Source organism: Pseudomonas sp. MT92, from assembly GCF_058792515.1.
The window spans coordinates 190,922-208,901 of the sequence record NZ_JBXAFA010000001.1 but is presented as its reverse complement, the minus strand read 5'-3'; the positions used below and the strand labels follow the sequence as shown (position 1 = coordinate 208,901).

Sequence of the window (17,980 nt, the reverse complement as noted above, 5' to 3'; positions counted from 1 at the left end):
TTTGGGCCGATGACTACCGATTTTTTATAGGACATGACGATCGCCGACCCGCGTGGCCGGCGTGTCGGCTACTTTTCGAAACCGCTTGCAGGAAAGACATCACTGCCGCGCCAGCGTCGAACCGAGCGCTGAAAGAACAAACTGTTCGGCACTTGCACCATGGCGCTACCGGTTCCGAGCTCTTCGGCTTCGACCAACGTGGTGTAAAGCAAATTGATCGCTACTACCCGACCTTTGACGCCGGGCTTGTCGGTGGTATCCACCAACTCGACCACATCGCCCAGCCGAAACGGGCCGACGGTGAAGATCAGAATCGCGCAGAGCAAGTTGGACAGCACGCTCCACATGGCGAAAAACGCGACTGCAGCGACCGCTACAAAACCCGACAGCGCCGTCCAGAGCACCGTGGCCGAAACCCCGAGGCGCTCCAGCACGAAAATCAGGGCGCTGCCCATGATCAGCCAACGCAGACCTCCGCGCAGGGGCATCAGCAATTGTGGCGGAAACGGGTAGCGCTCACCGAGACGGGTCAGGCCCTTGGCAACGAAGCGCTGGGCGAGGTAGCCGGCCAGCAGGATCAGCAGGAGTTGCACGCCGAGCCAGATCGGCTCGACCCACACCGCTGGCAACGGCAACTTGAAGGCGTCCATCAGGACAGCGCCTCCAGCTCCGCCTGCATGCTTTCCAACAGCTCCAACGCTTCCATCCAGGCCTCTTCCAGCTCCGCCTCACGGACCTTCAGCTTGGCCTGTTCGGCCAGCAGATCACGCAATTCGTTCTTGCGCGCCGGTTCGTAGATGTCGCTGTCGCCGAGGCTGGCATCGATCTTCGCCAGTTTCTCGTGAAGCTTGCCCAACTCGGCTTCGAGCTTGTCAGCCTCACGCTTGTGCGGCGCCAGTTGCTGACGCAACGCCGCTGCGGCCTGACGCTGGGCTTTCTTGTCGGTCTTGTCCGGGTTGACCGGCGTGTTGCTGACCGGGGCATTACGCTGACGGTACTCCACCAGCCAACGGGTGTAGTCCTCCAGGTCGCCGTCGAATTCTTCGACCTTGCCATCGGCTACCAGATAGAAATTGTCGGTGGTGCTTTTGAGCAAATGACGATCGTGAGAGACCACCAGCACCGCGCCACTGAATTCCTGCAGGGCCATGGTCAGCGCCAGGCGCATTTCCAGGTCCAGGTGGTTGGTCGGTTCGTCGAGCAGCAACAGGTTCGGCCGGTCCCAGGCGATCAGCGCCAACGCCAGACGCGCCTTCTCGCCACCGGAGAAATTCAGCACCGGCTCATCGATCCGCGCGCCCCGGAAGTCGAAGCCGCCAAGGAAGTCACGCAGTGTCTGCTCACGCTCGGTCGGTGCCAGGCGCTGCAGGTGCAGCAACGGGCTGGCCTTGGAGTCCAGGGAGTCAAGCTGATGCTGGGCGAAGTAGCCAACAACCGTGTTCTCGCCACGGGTCAAGCGGCCGGCGAGCGGCGTGAGTTCACCCGCGAGGTTCTTGATCAGGGTCGACTTGCCGGCGCCGTTGGGGCCGAGCAGGCCGATCCGCGCGCCGGGGGTCAATTGCAGCTTGACCTTCTCCAGCACGGTTTTCTCGCCGTAACCCAGACGGGCATCGGACAGGTCAATCAGCGGGCTGGAGATTTTCTGCGATTCGCGGAACACGAAGTCGAACGGTGAGTCGACGTGGGCCGCGGTCAACTCTTCCATCCGCTCCAATGCCTTGATCCGGCTCTGGGCCTGGCGGGCCTTGGTGGCCTGGGCCTTGAAGCGGGCGATGTAGCTTTCCATGTGCGCACGTTGCGCCTGCTGCTTCTCGTACGCCTGTTGTTGCTGGGCCAGGCGTTCGGCGCGGGCGCGTTCGAAGGCGCTGTAGCCACCGCGATAGAGCGTGATCTTGCGCTGATCGACGTGAGCCACGTGATCGACCACGGCATCGAGGAAATCCCGGTCGTGGGAGATCAGCATCAAAGTGCCGGGATAACTTTTGAGCCACTCTTCCAGCCAAATGATGGCGTCGAGGTCCAAGTGGTTGGTTGGTTCATCAAGCAGCAACAGGTCCGAGGGGCACATCAAGGCCTGCGCCAGGTTCAGACGCATCCGCCAGCCACCGGAGAAATCTCCGACCTGACGATCCATCTGGTCATTGGTGAACCCAAGGCCCGCCAGCAGCTTGCGGGCACGGGCATCGGCGGTGTAACCGTCGGCGCTGTCGAGTTCCGAGTGCAGACGGGCCTGAGCGGCACCGTCATGGGCCGCTTCGGCTGCGGCGAGGTCGCGTTGCACCTGGCGCAGGCGCAGGTCGCCATCGAGCACGTAGTCGACCGCCAGGCGTTCGAGGGTGTCGACCTCCTGGCGCATGTGGGCGATACGCCAGTCGGCCGGCAGGAAGCAGTCACCCGAATCCGGGTGCAGTTCACCCCGAAGCAAGGCGAACAGGCTCGATTTGCCGGCGCCGTTGGCACCGATAAGGCCGGCTTTCTGGCCGGCGTGCAGCGTCAACTCGGCGTCTTCTAGCAGACGTTGCGGGCCACGCTGTAAAGTCAGGTTCTGAAGTCGAATCATAATGGCGGCGGAGTCTACCAGCTTCGCTCGCAACTGGCGCGAGTAGCACTATGTCCTCTGACCTGTGGAGCTTTTCCCTGAGCACTTATGCCCGTCCGGGCGTTGAACAGGCGTGCCTGCAATTGCAGTCGGCGGGCGTCAACGTGTGCCTGCTGCTGTGTGCGGCATGGCTGGGACAGCGGGGAGTGGCCTGCAATGAGCAGCGCCTGCAGCAACTTCGCAGTGTGGCTGAGCCGTGGGACAACGATGTGGTGCAACCGCTACGGGCATTGCGCACGCAATGGAAAACCATCGCCATGCTGGACGCCGACCTGCATGGGCTGCGCGAACAGGTGAAGACCCTGGAGCTGGAAGCCGAGCGACATCTGTTGCTACGACTGGAGCGATCGGCCCAAGGTTGGCCGCAAGAGAAAAGGACCGATCTCTCGGCCTGGATGGAAGGTGTAGCGGCAGGCGCCACTCACCTGGACCGCGACGCGCTGCGTCAGCTGCGCGTCGCGGTATCCGGCACTTAGGAAGCGCTGGTTGGGTGGGTGGTAGCTGCGCTCGGAACAGCGGCCGGCGTTGGAGCAGACACGGCTGTCGAGGGGGTGGCGACCGGAGCAGGTGCTGCCGCCGCAGCCGGGACGGCTGGCTTGGCAACTGGCGCGGTGGCCGGCTTGGCGGCAACCGGTTTTTTCACGGCGGGTTTAGCCGCTGGTTTGGCCGCAGGTTTTGCAGCAGGCTTGGCTGCGACTGGCTTGGCAGCAGCGGCAGGTTTCGCCGCAGCAGGTTTGGCGGCTGGTTTAGCCGTCGTTTTTGCAGCAGGTTTAGCCGCTGGCTTGGCCGCGGTTTTAGCGGCGACAGGTTTGGCGGCCGGCTTGGCAGCAGGCTTGGCCGCTGCAGTTTTGGCGGCTGGTTTGGCCGCAGGTTTAGCGGTCGTTTTTGCTGCCGGTTTGGCCGCTGGTTTCGCAGCAGCGGTTTTCGCTACGGCCGGTTTGGCAGCGGCTGTTTTTGCAGCAACCGGTTTGGCAGCGGCCGGTTTCGCAGCCGTCGTTTTAGCCGCCGGTTTCGCAGCGCTGGCCGCGACAGGTTTTTTCGCCGCAGGTTTTGCAGCGGGCTTGGCTGCGGCTTTCACCGGTGCCTTGGCAACCGGTTTGGCGGCAGGCTTGGCCGGTGCTTTTGCAGCAACCGGTTTGGCAGCGGTTTTCTTCGCAGGGGCCGCAGCAGGCTTGGCCGCACGCAGGGACAATGCCTTGCCGACAGCCTCTTGAACGCGACCAACGCCCTGGGCCAGTTTCAGGCTTTCTTGAGCGTCGCGCTTGAGCTGCAGGATATAGCCGCGAGTGTCCGACTGACGATCCTTGAGGGCATCCAGCAGCTCCTCGAGTTCCTTCACTGCGTCCTTGGCTTTGGCCTGCGCCTTGGCCTTGCCGGCCGATGCAGCGTCCTGCAACTTGGTGCGGGATTTGTGCAATTTTTCCTGCGCTTTTCCGCGCTGCTTTTCCAGCTTGGCGAGCAGTTTTTCAGCATCAGCCAGCGCTTCGGAACAAGCGGTTTCTAAGTGCTCGAGCAAGCTGCCCGAGAGTTGTTGAAGTAAGTGCAACGGGGTATTTACAGGCTTCTTGGTGGCCGACATGGTTTACCTCCTGGCTGACGTGGGTGCGGCTCATACTAGACCTCTGCTGCTACCGCCGCTAGGGCATCTTGACAGTATCCAAAGCGTTGCGTTGCAACGAATCGAAAATGTTCTGCGCTTGTGTAAAAGCAGTTCACCGTTGAACGCATTCTCACTGGCATAATCGCCCGCATCTCAGGCTGGAGAGTGCCCATGTCGCGCTACTTTTTTTTATCGCTGTGCGTGATTTTTTCCGCGGCCCACGCTGCAGAAAAAACGTCGGAAAATGACGCTCACGACCTCGCTTACAGCCTGGGTGCGAGCCTCGGTGAACGCCTGCGCCAGGAGGTTCCCGATCTTCAACTTCAGGCGCTCGTCGAAGGTTTGCAGCAAGCCTATCAAGGCAAGCCACTGGCGTTGAAAGACGAGCAGATCGAACAGATCCTCAACGAGCACGAAGCCCGGGTCGCCATGCAATCACCTGAGCCGCAAAGCGAATTGGCGCTGCAAAAAGAACAGCGTTTTCTCGCCGATGAAAAAGCCAGGCCCGGTGTTCGTGAACTGGCGGATGGAATACTGCTGACGGAACTGGCGCCTGGCACGGGTGCCAAGGCCGGGCCAAACGGCAAGGTCCAGGTGCTGTATGTCGGTCGCCTTCCCGACGGCACGGTGTTCGACCAGAACAGTCAGCCGCAATGGTTCAGTCTCGATAGCGTGATCAGCGGATGGCGCAGCGCACTGCAGCAAATGCCGGTCGGCGCGAAATGGCGCCTGGTGATTCCATCGGCGCAAGCCTATGGCGCCGATGGTGCCGGCGACTTGATCGCGCCGTTTACACCGCTGGTGTTCGAAGTCGAATTGCGCGGCGCCACTGGCTGAATGGCGGAAACGAAAAACGGTGCGCAAGGCGCACCGTTTTCAGTATTGCGAAGAGTGAATTCAGGCCTGAACCGAATCTTCTGCCTTGTGAGCGGTGTGCAGAACCTCGATCAGGCAATCCTCCAGCTCGAAGCGCTCGTGCAACAGACCACCCAGTTCCTTGAATTTCTCTGCCACACACTTGCCTGCATCGCACAGGTCATTGAACGCGAGCAGTTTTTCGGTGATGACGTCGATGCGCGGGTAGAGGGTTTCTGCCAACTCCAGACCACGCTTGTCATTGAAAGCCTTGGCTTCACCGGTCAGCTGTTCGTAGATTTCGAAATGCCCGGCGGACACGTAATCAACCAGGACACCACAGAATTCCTGCAAAGGTTTGCGGTTTTCACCCAGAGCCTCTGGCTTGGCACCGAGCGCATCATAGGCACGAACCAGTTCGTGACGTTCCTGCAACCAACGATCGATCAGCAGATGTACTCCACCCCAACGTTCCTGAGCATTCTGACAACTTTCGAGCATGGCGATCTCTCTTCCCTTGTGGGTCATGCTGCCCTACACCCGTCATACTCTTGAAGGTCAAGAATCGGCCAGGCAGAGCGTCATCGAGCAACATAATTCCAATGACACGTGCCGGCCAGATTATGCCCGCACGTCTGTGGCTTCAAGGTACGCAGCCGATAAAGTTCATACAAGTGTTTAATCACCCACAAGCGCCCGGTGCGACGACTCGCCGCTGAGTGGTCGCCGCAAGGCGACCCAGGCTTGACGCAACAGCTGATAAATCCCCAGGGTCATCATCGAGATAAAGAACAGCAGGCTCCACTCCGGGATGCTCAAGTCAAACAGGGTCCAGGAGATCTGAGCGCAGTCGATGGTGCCTTTGAACATCTGCCGCACGACACACATCCAGGGCGAACCGGCGAACAGATCACTCAGATTAGGCGCGCAAGTCGACAATTGATTTGCCGGATCGCTTTGCAGCAACACCTGCCGCCACGCGATGACCGTTCCGGCCAGGCTGAAAAGCACACCGAACAGCCAATACAGGACAGTCCCGAAGCGACCGGGTCCCTGCACCGAAGCCATCAGACAGACACCCGTCAGCAGTGCCAGGCAACCTCGTTGCAACAGGCACAAACCACAAGGTTGGAGGCCGACTGCATACTCCAGATAGTACGACACGCCCAGGACCAGGGCGCCCGCAATGAAAACCAGGAAAAACAGGGAGCGTGAGCAGGCCAGAGGCATGGCTTTTCCGTAACAGTAAGGACCGACAGCTACGGTAGAGGAAAGCGCAACGGCCTTTCAAGACAGGTCGGCAGGGACACTTCAGCGCAAGTGTAGGGAATTCCCGACAGAGGCCAGAGGATCAGGTGTAGCCCCTTGTAGGATTCTGCTGAAGACGAATCACGAAAGTAAAATTCCGACAACGTTTTCGCCATCGGATCGCCCCTTCGGGCGACCCTTCACTCACGGTCAAGCGTGAGCCGGCATCGGCAGCGGTGCTGCCAACAAGCGCTCATCCAACAAGCCCAGACCTTCCTGGAACAGCTGATTACTGCGCTCGGTATCACCCATCTGCGCCAGCAACCGAGCCAGTTCGGCGCAGGCTTCCGGGTTGCGCTGCACGCGCAGACTGCTTTCCAGATAGTCCCGCGCCTTGCCCCACAGGCTGCTTTGCAGGCACAGGCGACCCAGGGTCAGCAATAGGCTCGGGTCGGCCGGTTGATCCTTGAGCAAGCCCTCGGCGAATTGCAGTTGACGCGCCGGATCACCACCGCGAACCAATCCGTAGAGCCGAGCCAGGTGACTGTCAAAGCTGCGCTTGAGCGCCGTGCGCAGCACCTCTTCAGCTTCGACCTGAGCACCCAGTTGGCGCAATTGCTCGGCATAGGCCAGCACCAGTTGCGGCTCTTGACGCTGGGCCGAACTCAACTGCTGCCAGGCGCGGTTGAGCGTTTGCAAGCCGACGGTTCCGTCTGCTTCCTGATGCGCCGCCAGAGACAGGTTCTTGCCCCAGGCGCGACGCTCAAGTTCGGCCAATTCAGCGGCTGGCAGGACCTTGTCCTTGCGCAACTCCGGCAGCAGACGAATCAGGGCCGACCAATCGCCTAGCTGCTGATACAAGCGCTGCAACTGGCGCAGGGTCTGCACGTTATGAGGGTGGCGCTCGTGCATCGCTTGCAGGGTCGCGAGGGCGCCTTCGGTGTCGCCGCGATCAGTCTGTAATTGTGCGTGGCTCAAGGCGATTGCCAGCTCGGCCTGTGGCTGACGCTGCAACGCACGCTCCAGCAGGTTGTCGCTTTCCTCGTAATGACCTTGTTCATTCGCGGCTCGGGCAGCGCCGAGGTAGTACAGCAGCGGCTGGCGCTCGGCTTCCGCCGCCCGGGCCAGATGACGCTGCGCGCTGGCCCAGCGACCTTCCGCCAGATCCAGTTGACCATGCTCGATGGCGACCTGCACCCGACGACTGCGATTGCGCCGTGACCACGGGTTGACCACGCCACTGGACGTCGTTACCAACTCGATCAACGCCTTGATGCCCCAGAACAGCAGCCAAAGGACAGCCACCAAAGCCAGCGTTGCCCAGAGGCTCGATTCGTATCTGAACGTCTTGTAAGCGATCAGCACGTAGCCCGAGTGCTCGGCAATCGCCAAGCCTAGCGCCGCTGTAGCAGCGATGACCAGAAACACGATCACATACAGGCGCTTCATGGTGTGGCCTCCTGCGCGGCGTTCGCGGCAGGTTTGGCCATTGGCTTGACCGAGTCTTCGGCGTTCACGTTACGCCGTTCCAGATAAGCCTGAACCGCACTCAGTGTGCCGGTCAGGTCCGGGGTGACCACGGTGACGGGCTGCTTGCTCAACTCGGCCACCTGCTCAAGCATCACTTTGCTCTGCGGATTGTCCGGGTTGAAGTTGCCCTTGAGCACATCGCGCGCTTCGTCCAGAGCCTGGCTGTAAACCGCAGCCTGACCATTGAGTGCGGCCCATTGCGCTTGCTCGAGCGTCAGGCTCAGGGCCAGTCGCACCTGGCTCAGGCTCTGCCCGGCCAGTAACGGGCGGACGTTTTTATCGGCGTTGAAATCGATGCGGATGTAGCGAGAAATCTGATCCCACCACTGGGCCCAACGGTTGGCGCCGTCGCCATCGGCGGTCAGGCCCAGCAACGATTCGCCACGATCCTTGTACTCGGGCGCCAGTTCGGTCAGGCCGATCACCTGCTCACGCAAAGCCCCCAGCCGCAAGAACAACCCCGTGCGATCCGGTTGCTCGGTGCTGCGCAAAGCCACCAGGGTTTTGGCCACTTGCTCGCGGGCGGCGAAGGCTCCGGGATCATTTTGTTCGCGCAGAATTTCATCGGCGCCCTGCACCAGGGCCTGGGCGCTGCTGATGTCCTGCAAGGCAGACAATCGCAAACTGGCCAGACGCAGCAAGTGCTCGGCCTCGGCCAGGCGCCAATCCTTGCGGCTGGCACCGAGAACGGTTTCCAGACGCTGGTTCAGGCGCTGCTGATCACCCTGCAGCTGAATCACCAGGCGACTGCGCTCCTCCAGCACATCGGCGCCAGGCATTTGCTCCAGGCGCGCGCTCAGGCGCTGTTCATTGAGCTTCAGGCTTTGCGCCTCGTCACTCAATGCCTGCACCTGACTCAGCTGTTGTTGGTTAGTCGATTGCAGGTGACGCACCTGCCAGACTCCCCAACCACCCACTGCGATACCGGCAGCGCCCAACAACAGCGCGACAATCGCCAGCCCATTGCCTCGGCGCTGCTCTGCCGCAGGTGGTGGTGTTTCAACCGGTGCATCGAGCACTGGCCGGACGTCATCTTTAGGCAAGGCTGTTTCGCTCACGTATCCATCCTTTGCATTAGAGAACGGGCACGGGGTGCTCCCGTAACGCCGTCAGCAAAGCCGCGGCACTGGCGCCGCGGCAATCCACAACTGCCAGGGCCCCGGCGGCATGTGCCAGCTCGGCAACCCTGGGGCTTGGTACAAACAACGGCAACCGCGCCAACCGTGGCCAGGCATCGCCAGCCAATTGATGCAGGTGCTCAAAACCCTGTCCACTGCTGACCACCAGCCCGTTCAGGCGTTCCGCTTCAATCTGCCGTGGCAACGTGGCCGGCAGGTAGTACGGCAGTTCGCGACGGTACAGTTCCAGATACTCGACACTAGCACCTCGCTCGCGCAGGCGCTCTGCCAGTAACTCGCGACCACCCTCCCCGCGCATGATCAGCACGCGCGGTTCAGGCCCGGCGATGGCCTCGCGCAATGCCTCAAGTTCAAGCAAGGCTTCACTGTCATCGCCCTGCGCCGGGCAGCTCACATCCAGGCCACGATCGACAAGAATCTGTGCCGTCGCCGCGCCGACGCTGAACCATTTCACGCGCGGCAAGGGCGAGCAAAACCGGTCGATCAACTCGATGCCGATTCGAGCAGCGGGCTTGCTGACCACGATCACAGCGCTGTAGCGATCCAGTTCCTGGATCACCTGGCGCATTGTGTCAGAGGCGGGGATCGTCGCTATGTCCAAAAGCGGCAAGCTGCTGCTGAAAATCCCCTGATCGGCCAGGAGACTGCTCAGCGCCGCCGACTCATCCGCCGGACGCGTCAACAGCAGGCGCCAGCCCGTCACTCGTGACCTGCCTCGCCATAGACCGCTTTGAGAATCTCGTTGGCGCCCTGACTCAACAGGTCTTCGGCCACTTGCACACCCAGGGCCTCGGCCTTGCCTCGTGGCGCGCGGGCTTCAGCACTGAGCAGCAGACCGCCATTCGGATCGCCCACCAGGCCACGCAACCAGATCTGCTCGCCTTCAAGCACGGCGTAGCAGGCAATCGGCACCTGGCAGCCACCATTGAGGTGTTTGTTGAGGGAACGTTCGGCGGTGACGCGGGTGGCGGTGTCCTGATGATGCAGCGGCGCCAGCAGTGCGTGAATTTCACTGTCGGCGCTGCGGCATTCGATGCCCACGGCACCCTGGCCACCGGCGGGCAGGCTGTCGTCGACGCTGATGGCCGACATAATGCGATCTTCAAAGCCCAAGCGAATCAAACCGGCGGATGCAAGGATGATGGCGTCGTACTCACCGGCATCGAGCTTGGCCAGACGAGTGTTGACGTTGCCACGCAGGAAGCGGATTTCCAGATCAGGTCGACGGGTCAGCAATTGGGCCTGGCGACGCAGGCTCGATGTACCGACGATGCTGCCTTCAGGCAACTCGTCCAGGCTGGCATAGGTATTGGAGACGAATGCATCGCGCGGGTCTTCACGCTCGCAGATACAGAACAGGCCGAGACCTTCGGGGAAGTCCATCGGCACGTCTTTCATGGAGTGCACGGCGATGTCCGCTTCGTTTTCCAGCAACGCGGTTTCCAGTTCCTTGACGAACAGGCCCTTGCCGCCGATTTTCGACAGTGGTGAATCAAGCAGCTTGTCACCACGACTGACCATGGGGACCAACGTCACGAGCAGACCGGGATGGGCCTCTTCCAGACGGGCTTTGACATATTCGGCCTGCCACAGGGCGAGAGCACTTTTGCGGGTGGCGATGCGGATCTGGCGAGAGGACATGGATCAATCCGTACTGAAAAGATACGGCGGATAATAACAGCTCAGCCAAATCCACTTTGACTTGTATCAGAAACTACTCGGCCTCCCTGGCCCCGGATGTCCGGCAATCGGGTGTGGAAATTCACCTGCGACCAGCGAATTAAAGCTGTTGCATCATCTTCCGCACGCCCGCCACGTGGCGCCGACTGACGATCAAGGCGTCACCGTTCAGGCCTTTGAGGAACAGCTGAAAATGCCCGAGTGGCGTTCGTTGCAGCCGTTCGATGCGATCGCGAGCGACCAGTGCGTTACGGTGGATCCGCACAAAGCGGTCACCGAACTCGTCCTCGAGGGCCTTGAGCGGTTCATCCAGCAGCACTTCGCCGCTCTCGTGGCGCAAGGTCACGTATTTGTGATCGGCAATGAAGTAGACCACCTGATTCAGCGGGATCAGCTCGATCCCCTTTCGGGTTCGGGCGCTGATGTGGCTGCGTGGACCATTGCCACTTTCGGCGGCCGGGCGGGTCAGGGCCGCGAGTTGAACACGATTGGGTCGCTCGGCTTTCTTTAAAGCGTCATGTAAATGTTCGGTTCGCACAGGTTTCACCAGATAGCCTACGGCGCTGGCCTGTAAGGCTTCCACGGCAAATTCATCGGGCCCTGTGCAAAACACCACGGCGGGCGGGGTTTCGCGTTCGCACAATCGCGCGGCCACTTGCAGGCCATCAAGGCCTGGCATGCGGATATCGAGCAGCACGATATCCGGCTTGTGGCTGTCGATCAGTGCCAACGCCTCTTCGCCGTTCGTGGCGCTGGGCTCCAGGACACTGTATCCCTCGAGTTCGCCAACCATTCGGCTCAGGCGCTCGCGGGCTAGGGGGTCGTCATCAACGATCAGGACATTCATATTGCGCTGGATTCCTGCGTGAGTCTCGCACAAGGATAGCGTAGACAGGGTAAGTGACGTCCGTCACCGCGATCCACGCTAAGACTAGCGCGAGCGTCAAAAAGTGCCGCGAGACCGACGGCTAAATTTTCATCCGCCGGGCAATTGGCGGCCCAGGCTCGCATTGGCGACACAGCGCCACAGGGTTTGCTGATACGCAATCTGAACACCCCCTCGTCATATAGTCCACTTGCGCACCGAGAAGTGCACCAACCCTACTGTCCAACTGTAGACGGTTGCCGAGACGATAGAGCTCAAATGAAAAATATCGTTGAGTGAATCGCACAAGAATTGCCCCGGACACGGGCGGGCCATGAAAAAACCAGGCGACCAGCGTCAGCGACAGCAATGGCAACCCTGTTATTATCCGCGCCAGCTTTCAACGCCATCTTTCTTCAGCCGATACGAGCGAATTCATGAGCACTGACAAGACCAATCAGTCCTGGGGCGGCCGCTTCAGTGAACCCGTCGACGCCTTCGTCGCCCGCTTCACCGCCTCCGTCACCTTCGACCAGCGCCTGTATCGCCACGACATCATGGGCTCGATCGCCCACGCCACCATGCTGGCCAAGGTCGGCGTGCTCACCGATGCCGAGCGCGACAGCATCATCGATGGATTGAAGACCATCCAGGGTGAAATCGAGGCCGGCCAGTTCGACTGGCGCATCGACCTCGAAGACGTGCACATGAACATCGAGGCGCGCCTGACCGACCGCATCGGCGTGACCGGCAAAAAGCTGCACACCGGACGCAGCCGTAACGATCAGGTTGCCACCGACATCCGCCTGTGGCTGCGTGACGAAATCGACCTGATTCTGGGCGAAATCACCCGCCTGCAAAAAGGCTTGCTGGAACAGGCCGAGCGCGAAGCGGGCAGCATCATGCCAGGCTTCACCCACCTGCAGACCGCACAGCCCGTCACCTTCGGGCACCACATGCTGGCCTGGTTCGAAATGCTCAGCCGCGATTACGAGCGTCTGGTCGACTGCCGCAAGCGTACCAACCGTATGCCGTTGGGCAGCGCCGCGCTGGCCGGCACGACGTACCCGATCGACCGTGAATACACTGCCCAATTGCTGGGTTTCGACGCGGTGGGCGGCAACTCGCTGGACAACGTGTCCGATCGTGACTTCGCTATCGAATTCTGCTCGGCCGCCAGCATCGCGATGATGCACCTGTCGCGCTTCTCCGAAGAACTGGTGCTGTGGACCAGTGCGCAATTCCAGTTCATCGATCTGCCAGACCGTTTCTGCACCGGCAGTTCGATCATGCCGCAAAAGAAAAACCCGGACGTGCCGGAACTGGTGCGTGGCAAGAGCGGCCGCGTCTTCGGTGCATTGATGGGCCTGCTGACCTTGATGAAGGGCCAGCCCCTGGCCTACAACAAGGACAACCAGGAAGACAAGGAACCGCTGTTCGACGCCGCCGACACCCTGCGCGACTCGCTGCGGGCTTTCGCCGACATGATTCCGGCGATCAAACCCAAGCACGCGATGATGCGCGAAGCGGCATTGCGCGGTTTCTCCACCGCCACCGACCTGGCCGACTACCTGGTACGCCGTGGCCTGCCGTTCCGTGACTGCCATGAAATCGTTGGCCATGCGGTGAAATACGGCGTGGAAAGTGGCAAGGACCTGGCGGAAATGAGCCTGGAAGAACTGCGCAAGTTCAGCGACCAGATCGATCAGGACGTATTCGCCGTACTGACCCTGGAAGGCTCGGTCAACGCCCGTAATCACATCGGCGGCACAGCACCGGCGCAGGTGAAGGCAGCCGTGGTTCGCGGCCAGGCGTTGCTCGCCAGCCGCTAAAAAGCTTCGCGAGCAGGCTCGCTCCCACATTGATCGGCGGCAGACACAAAATTTGTGCCTGCCGCATACCTCCTGTGGGAGCGAGCCTGCTCGCGATGCGATCGTAAGAGCGCTACAAACTACTTCCTGGACGCGACCATCGCCATAAACGCTGGCATCGCCGCGTCCTTGTCCGCCGCGATCCGTTGCACATTCGGATTCTGCTCCAGACGCTCCAGCAGTACCTTGGCCTGCGGCACTTCAGCCAACAGATCAATCCCGAACAGTTTGTGCGCCACACCACACGCCAGCGGCACGCTGTACAGGAAATACAAATCCGCCACGCTCAAGCTGTCGCCCGCTACATAAGGGGCGAATTTGCCGTGCCGGCCCAGGGCCGCCATTCCCAGCAGCAACTCGGCTTTGGTCTTTTCCTTGATCGCGTCGGGCACGGTCATGCCGAAAAACGCTTCGGCGAAACAGGCACGCGCCGGCAGTTCGATGTACAACTCGATTTCCTTGGCCAGCGCCAACACTTGTGCGCGCTCGAATGGACCGCTCGGCAGCAGGGGCCTGCCTTGCTGGCTCTGCTCGATGTATTCGAGAATCACGGCGGTTTCGTTAATGAAGCCCTGCTCGACCTGCAGCACTGGCACCTTGCCCCGTGGACTGATGGCCAGCGCTTCAGGGCTGGTGCCGCCGTAAAACGGCACTTCTTCAAACGCCAGGCCTTTTTCCAGCAACGCCAGTTTGACCATGTTGTAGTAGTTGCTGACGGAAAATCCATAAAGCTTGATCATCACAGAGCCTCCAGGCCGTGCGGGGTGGGCAGTGCGTGTTTATAGATCGCTCGTGGCTTTCTCGCCAGCAGCATCACGCTGCTGAATGCGGGTAAACTGGCCGCCTTAACTTGAGGAGCCTGCTATGAGCGAGCCAACAGACATCGATAGCGACGAAGAAGAATTCACCGAAAACACCCTGATTGAAGCCATCGAAAACCAGATCGAAAGCGACAATCCGCCGGCCGCCAAGGCGACCTTCAACAAGCTGACGCTGGTGGGTTACGAGAAGGAAGAAATTCTCAATCTGATGGCTCATGTTTTGGCCGTGGAAATTGACGCAATCCTCGAAGAAGACCGCGCGTTCAACACCGAATGGTACGAAGCGGCACTGCGCGCGCTGCCCGAGTTGCCCCCGGAAAAGAAATAACCCCTTCCCCCTGCAGGAGCAAGCCCGCTCCTGCAAGCCCCTGAAAACGGGGAATGCTCACCATGATGAAAAAACCCTGTCGCGAGGGCTGGACATGCCGCACGAGTGGGATCACCTTAGGGGCGCTGTCGTCTAATTCCTAGAAAGTCTGGAGTCCTTATGTCGCTTACCCCTGAGCTGGTTGCCGAACTGGAAATCCTCGCACTCTTCAACCTGGACAGTTCCCAGGAAGGTTTGAAAATTCATCAAACCGCTGCCCCCAAAGCCATTGCCGCTGCCCAACGCCTGTTTGAAAAAGAACTGATCGACCAACCCGATGGCGGTTACCTGACCAGCCTGGGTCGTGATGCCGCGCAAAACATACAAACCGTTCTGACCATCCTGCGCGTCCGGGAAACAGCCTGAATTGCACCGTATCGCCCACGGAAACCTCCACCACGGGATTTCCGCGGGCAAATTCTTCCCGGCCGTCGCCACGCGATAAAAATCTGGCGCCAGAAATACAAAATCAGCTTAAACGCCCTGGGGCCGAGGCGCTAAACTGCCCCTCATCCCGAGAGCCCCACATCCGAGCCCTGTGAGCCGGTTTGAGCTGACATGACCCGTACCCATGAAATCCGCCCCGATCTGGACGAGGGAATCGACCGCAAGGTTCTCAGCCAACTGCGCGCGCGGTTTCTGAAGCTCAATCAGGGCCGCATGGCTCGCGCCATGGAGGGGTTGTCGACCCGCCAGCAAGGGGTGCTCAACCTTCTTCCGCTGTTTTTTCACGTCAATCATCCGTTGTTGCCGGGTTACGTTTCCGGCAGCACACCGGCCGGGCTGTCGAATTTCGAGCCGGATGCCAATGCCCTGGCCGAAGCTCAACGCCTGACCCGCTCGTTTTCCTATAAGCCGCGCCACGGTAGCAATCCGCCGCGCCCGATTCACGGCCTGTTCCTGATGGGCAGCCTCGGCTCGCTGGCTCAGGCCGATCAGAGCGATATGGACGTGTGGGTCTGTCACAGTCCGGATTTGAACGAGCAGGAACTCGCCGAGCTGCGCAAGAAATGCCAATTGCTGGAAGCCTGGGCCGACAGCCAGGGGGCCGAAGCACACTTTTTCCTGATCGACCCGGTTCGCTTCGTACGCGGCGAGCGCGATACCCAATTGAGTTCGGAAGACTGTGGCACCACCCAACACTACTTGCTTCTGGACGAGTTCTACCGCACCGCGATCTGGCTGGCCGGACGCACACCGATCTGGTGGCTGGTACCGGTCTATGAAGAGGCGGGTTACGACCGCTATACCCACACGCTGATTTCCAAACGCTTCATCCGCGCAGACGAAACCCTCGACCTGGGGCACCTGGCCTATATTCCGCCCGGCGAATTTATCGGTGCCGGACTCTGGCAACTGTTCAAGGGCATCGAGTCGCCCTACAAGTCGGTGCTCAAGCTGCTGCTGACCGAGGTTTACGCCAGCGAACACCCCAGGGTCCAGTGCCTGAGCCTGCGCTTCAAGCAGGCCGTGTTCGCCAATCGGCTCGACCTCGATGAACTGGACCCGTACGTCGTGGTTTATCGGCGCATCGAGGAATACCTTATCGCCCGCAACGAGCCCGAGCGCCTGGAAGTGGTGCGTCGCGCGCTGTACCTGAAGGTCAATCGCAAACTCACCGGCAGCAGCGGTCGAACCCAGGGCTGGCAACGTTCGCTGTTGGAACGGCTGGCCCACGAATGGCAATGGGACCCACGGCAATTGGCGCTGCTCGACAGCCGCAGTCAGTGGAAAGTCCGCCAGGTCGACTCGGAGCGCCGGGCACTGGTCAACGAGCTGAACTACAGCTACCGCTTCCTGACCCAATTTGCCCGTAACGACCAAACCACCAGCCTGATCAACAAACGCGATCTCAGCGTGCTGGGCCGACGTCTGTATGCCGCCTTCGAGCGCAAGGCAGGCAAGGTCGAATTCATCAACCCGGGCATCGCGCCTGACCTGGCTGAAGACACCCTGACGCTGGTATACGCATCGAGCCAAAAGGGGTCGGAGACAAGCCAGTGGGGATTGTATAACGGCAGCCTGGCCGTCCTTGAGTGGGAACACTTCGCCCCGATCAAGCGCAGCCGTCAATTGCTTGAACTGCTGACCTGGTGCCACCGCAACGGCGTGATCGACAGCAGCACCCGTCTGGCCCTGCATCCCGGAAGCAGCGACCTGAGCGAGTTCGAACTGTTCAACCTGCTGGGCAGTCTGCAACAGAGCATTCGCCTGCCGCTACAGACCGTCGCCGAAGAACCGTTGCTGCGCGCCAGCGTGCCCAGCGAGGTGCTAATCCTGGTAAACGTCGGCGTCGACCCGCTCAAGCACCATCGCGACCTGAACATCCTGATGACCACCGAGCGCACCGACTCCCTGAGCTATGCCGGCGTCAGGGAAAACCTGGTGCTGACCCTGGATCAAGTCTTGCTCAATAGCTGGAACGAAGTCCTGGTCAATCGCTTCGACGGACCTCACGCCCTGCTCGACTGCCTGCGCGACTACCTCAACAATCTGCCCAACGGACCGCAGCAGCCCCGGTTGCGAGTACAGTGCTTCTGCCACAACCGCGCGCAATTCATCGCCCAGCGCGTCGAAGAAATCCTCGACACGGCGCAGAACCTGCTGCTGAGCAACCTCAATTACCGCTACATGATTCAGGTCCAGCAGCATTACCACGTACTTGAACTGATACCCGGCCAAGTCAATCACGTCGCCCTGGCCTCATTGCCTGCGCTGTTCGATTACCTGAGCGAAGACCTGGCCAGCTACAGCCCGCTGCACCTCGATCACAAGGCCCTGGAAGACCACAACCTGGCGCTGCTCTTGCCCATGGGGCAGCCCGACTGCATCCAGGTGTTCTACCGGGTCAACGAAGACCAGGCCGATCTGTACGTACTCGATGAATTCAATGCCTTGTGGCACCAGCGCTTGCCGTGGCACGACGAGCAAAGCCTCCTGATGCCGCTGCAACGGTTCCTCCAGTCGATCCTGTACCGGCGCGACACCTTGCTGCCGATGGACGCGGCCCACCCCCCGAGCCTGGACACCCTGTATTACCGGCTGCTGCCTTCCGGTGCGGGGCGGGCGCGCAGGGTCGAACCCAGACCGGCACCGCAAACCGCCGCCAACAAACCGTTCTATGACGTACAGGCGATCGTCGGCAAAGCGGTACCGGGCAAGGTACAGGTCACTTTGTATTGCAATCAGCGGGAGTTTTCAGAACTGGAGCATGGCGACCAGCTGTTCAGCGTGGTCGCCCGGGAAATCATCGAACAGCGCAGCGAAACCGAGCGCTATCGCTGCTACATCACCGACCTTGACCTGACAGGCCTGCTCAGTGATGGGCAGAGTTCAAGCAATATGTATCTACGTTACAAGGCCGACCTGGAGCACGCACTGAACGAGGCGCTCGAACAGGCCTGA

The 17,980-nt window shown here is 60.6% G+C and carries 17 protein-coding genes; 6 read left to right on the top strand and 11 right to left on the bottom strand.

The features are described 5' to 3' along the window. Positions 1-68: 68 nt before the first annotated feature. Both AC1Q6D_RS00995 and AC1Q6D_RS00990 read right to left on the bottom strand, forming a co-directional pair. Complete coding sequence (locus tag AC1Q6D_RS00995) at positions 69-650, bottom strand: mechanosensitive ion channel family protein (RefSeq protein WP_103402906.1); 582 nt, start codon at positions 648-650, stop codon at positions 69-71. After that, positions 650-2,560 carry an ATP-binding cassette domain-containing protein gene (locus tag AC1Q6D_RS00990; RefSeq protein ID WP_103402907.1) on the bottom strand — a complete coding sequence of 637 codons (1,911 nt, stop codon included), beginning with the start codon at positions 2,558-2,560 and terminating at the stop codon, positions 650-652. Before AC1Q6D_RS00990 ends, AC1Q6D_RS00995 begins: the two co-directional genes overlap by 1 nt. Before the next feature lie 50 nt (positions 2,561-2,610). Between AC1Q6D_RS00990 and AC1Q6D_RS00985 the strand changes: the two genes are divergently transcribed. Then, entirely contained in the window at positions 2,611-3,075 is a 465-nt protein-coding gene (locus AC1Q6D_RS00985; RefSeq protein WP_103402908.1) for a TIGR02444 family protein, read from the top strand. Here the strand turns inward: AC1Q6D_RS00985 and AC1Q6D_RS00980 are convergent. After that, a complete protein-coding gene (locus tag AC1Q6D_RS00980) occupies positions 3,072-4,178 on the bottom strand; it encodes an AlgP family protein (RefSeq protein ID WP_103402909.1) in 1,107 nt (368 codons plus the stop codon). The genes AC1Q6D_RS00985 and AC1Q6D_RS00980 overlap by 4 nt on opposite strands. 192 nt (positions 4,179-4,370) lie before the next feature. Between AC1Q6D_RS00980 and AC1Q6D_RS00975 the strand changes: the two genes are divergently transcribed. Beyond that, positions 4,371-5,036, top strand: a complete 666-nt coding sequence (locus AC1Q6D_RS00975; protein ID WP_103402910.1) for an FKBP-type peptidyl-prolyl cis-trans isomerase — start codon at positions 4,371-4,373, stop codon at positions 5,034-5,036. A 60-nt stretch (positions 5,037-5,096) separates the two neighbouring features. On the opposite strand, the gene rsd is transcribed toward AC1Q6D_RS00975, so the two are convergent. The 7 genes from rsd to AC1Q6D_RS00940 form a co-directional block, all read right to left on the bottom strand. After that, the gene (gene rsd / locus AC1Q6D_RS00970; protein ID WP_103402911.1) at positions 5,097-5,555 is read right to left on the bottom strand and encodes a sigma D regulator; all 459 of its coding nucleotides are present in this window, start codon (positions 5,553-5,555) and stop codon (positions 5,097-5,099) included. A gap of 177 nt (positions 5,556-5,732) precedes the next feature. After that, on the bottom strand, positions 5,733-6,284 hold the full coding sequence (locus AC1Q6D_RS00965) for a disulfide bond formation protein B (protein WP_047534906.1): 552 nt from the start codon (positions 6,282-6,284) through the stop codon (positions 5,733-5,735). A gap of 228 nt (positions 6,285-6,512) precedes the next feature. After that, complete coding sequence (locus tag AC1Q6D_RS00960; RefSeq protein ID WP_103402912.1) at positions 6,513-7,751, bottom strand: heme biosynthesis protein HemY; 1,239 nt, start codon at positions 7,749-7,751, stop codon at positions 6,513-6,515. Then, positions 7,748-8,890 (bottom strand): uroporphyrinogen-III C-methyltransferase, encoded by a 1,143-nt coding sequence (locus tag AC1Q6D_RS00955; RefSeq protein ID WP_103402913.1) that lies wholly within the window; start codon positions 8,888-8,890, stop codon positions 7,748-7,750. Before AC1Q6D_RS00955 ends, AC1Q6D_RS00960 begins: the two co-directional genes overlap by 4 nt. 16 nt (positions 8,891-8,906) lie before the next feature. Then, positions 8,907-9,674 carry a uroporphyrinogen-III synthase gene (locus AC1Q6D_RS00950; RefSeq protein WP_103402914.1) on the bottom strand — a complete coding sequence of 256 codons (768 nt, stop codon included), beginning with the start codon at positions 9,672-9,674 and terminating at the stop codon, positions 8,907-8,909. Continuing rightward, a complete protein-coding gene (hemC, locus tag AC1Q6D_RS00945; RefSeq protein ID WP_103402915.1) occupies positions 9,671-10,612 on the bottom strand; it encodes a hydroxymethylbilane synthase in 942 nt (313 codons plus the stop codon). The genes AC1Q6D_RS00950 and hemC overlap by 4 nt, the downstream gene beginning before the upstream one ends. 139 nt (positions 10,613-10,751) lie before the next feature. After that, positions 10,752-11,498, bottom strand: coding sequence for a LytR/AlgR family response regulator transcription factor (locus AC1Q6D_RS00940; RefSeq protein ID WP_047534918.1), 747 nt, complete (start codon positions 11,496-11,498; stop codon positions 10,752-10,754). Between the two features lie 455 nt (positions 11,499-11,953). On the opposite strand from AC1Q6D_RS00940, the gene argH reads away from it, so the two are divergent. Then, the gene (gene argH, locus AC1Q6D_RS00935) at positions 11,954-13,348 is read left to right on the top strand and encodes an argininosuccinate lyase (RefSeq protein WP_047534921.1); all 1,395 of its coding nucleotides are present in this window, start codon (positions 11,954-11,956) and stop codon (positions 13,346-13,348) included. Positions 13,349-13,467: 119 nt separating this feature from the next. Here argH and AC1Q6D_RS00930 read toward each other — a convergent pair whose 3' ends face one another. Further along, positions 13,468-14,127 carry a glutathione S-transferase family protein gene (locus tag AC1Q6D_RS00930; RefSeq protein WP_103402916.1) on the bottom strand — a complete coding sequence of 220 codons (660 nt, stop codon included), beginning with the start codon at positions 14,125-14,127 and terminating at the stop codon, positions 13,468-13,470. A gap of 124 nt (positions 14,128-14,251) precedes the next feature. On the opposite strand from AC1Q6D_RS00930, the gene AC1Q6D_RS00925 reads away from it, so the two are divergent. The 3 genes from AC1Q6D_RS00925 to AC1Q6D_RS00915 all read left to right on the top strand — a co-directional run bounded on the left by AC1Q6D_RS00925 (position 14,252) and on the right by AC1Q6D_RS00915 (position 17,980). Continuing rightward, entirely contained in the window at positions 14,252-14,536 is a 285-nt protein-coding gene (locus tag AC1Q6D_RS00925) for a hypothetical protein (protein WP_047534926.1), read from the top strand. A 159-nt stretch (positions 14,537-14,695) separates the two neighbouring features. After that, complete coding sequence (locus tag AC1Q6D_RS00920) at positions 14,696-14,941, top strand: TIGR02647 family protein (protein ID WP_103402917.1); 246 nt, start codon at positions 14,696-14,698, stop codon at positions 14,939-14,941. A 192-nt stretch (positions 14,942-15,133) separates the two neighbouring features. Next, complete coding sequence (locus AC1Q6D_RS00915) at positions 15,134-17,980, top strand: class I adenylate cyclase (protein WP_103402918.1); 2,847 nt, start codon at positions 15,134-15,136, stop codon at positions 17,978-17,980.

Excerpts from the sequence above, each read along its gene's own strand:
- AC1Q6D_RS00995 (WP_103402906.1), bottom strand. The coding sequence starts at position 650 with ATGGACGCCTTCAAGTTGCCGTTGCCAGCGGTGTGGGTCGAGCCGATC.
- AC1Q6D_RS00990 (WP_103402907.1), bottom strand. The coding sequence starts at position 2,560 with ATGATTCGACTTCAGAACCTGACTTTACAGCGTGGCCCGCAACGTCTG.
- AC1Q6D_RS00985 (WP_103402908.1), top strand. The coding sequence starts at position 2,611 with ATGTCCTCTGACCTGTGGAGCTTTTCCCTGAGCACTTATGCCCGTCCG.
- AC1Q6D_RS00980 (WP_103402909.1), bottom strand. The coding sequence starts at position 4,178 with ATGTCGGCCACCAAGAAGCCTGTAAATACCCCGTTGCACTTACTTCAA.
- AC1Q6D_RS00975 (WP_103402910.1), top strand. The coding sequence starts at position 4,371 with ATGTCGCGCTACTTTTTTTTATCGCTGTGCGTGATTTTTTCCGCGGCC.
- rsd (WP_103402911.1), bottom strand. The coding sequence starts at position 5,555 with ATGCTCGAAAGTTGTCAGAATGCTCAGGAACGTTGGGGTGGAGTACAT.
- AC1Q6D_RS00965 (WP_047534906.1), bottom strand. The coding sequence starts at position 6,284 with ATGCCTCTGGCCTGCTCACGCTCCCTGTTTTTCCTGGTTTTCATTGCG.
- AC1Q6D_RS00960 (WP_103402912.1), bottom strand. The coding sequence starts at position 7,751 with ATGAAGCGCCTGTATGTGATCGTGTTTCTGGTCATCGCTGCTACAGCG.
- hemC (WP_103402915.1), bottom strand. The coding sequence starts at position 10,612 with ATGTCCTCTCGCCAGATCCGCATCGCCACCCGCAAAAGTGCTCTCGCC.
- AC1Q6D_RS00940 (WP_047534918.1), bottom strand. The coding sequence starts at position 11,498 with ATGAATGTCCTGATCGTTGATGACGACCCCCTAGCCCGCGAGCGCCTG.
- argH (WP_047534921.1), top strand. The coding sequence starts at position 11,954 with ATGAGCACTGACAAGACCAATCAGTCCTGGGGCGGCCGCTTCAGTGAA.
- AC1Q6D_RS00930 (WP_103402916.1), bottom strand. The coding sequence starts at position 14,127 with ATGATCAAGCTTTATGGATTTTCCGTCAGCAACTACTACAACATGGTC.
- AC1Q6D_RS00925 (WP_047534926.1), top strand. The coding sequence starts at position 14,252 with ATGAGCGAGCCAACAGACATCGATAGCGACGAAGAAGAATTCACCGAA.
- AC1Q6D_RS00920 (WP_103402917.1), top strand. The coding sequence starts at position 14,696 with ATGTCGCTTACCCCTGAGCTGGTTGCCGAACTGGAAATCCTCGCACTC.
- AC1Q6D_RS00915 (WP_103402918.1), top strand. The coding sequence starts at position 15,134 with ATGACCCGTACCCATGAAATCCGCCCCGATCTGGACGAGGGAATCGAC.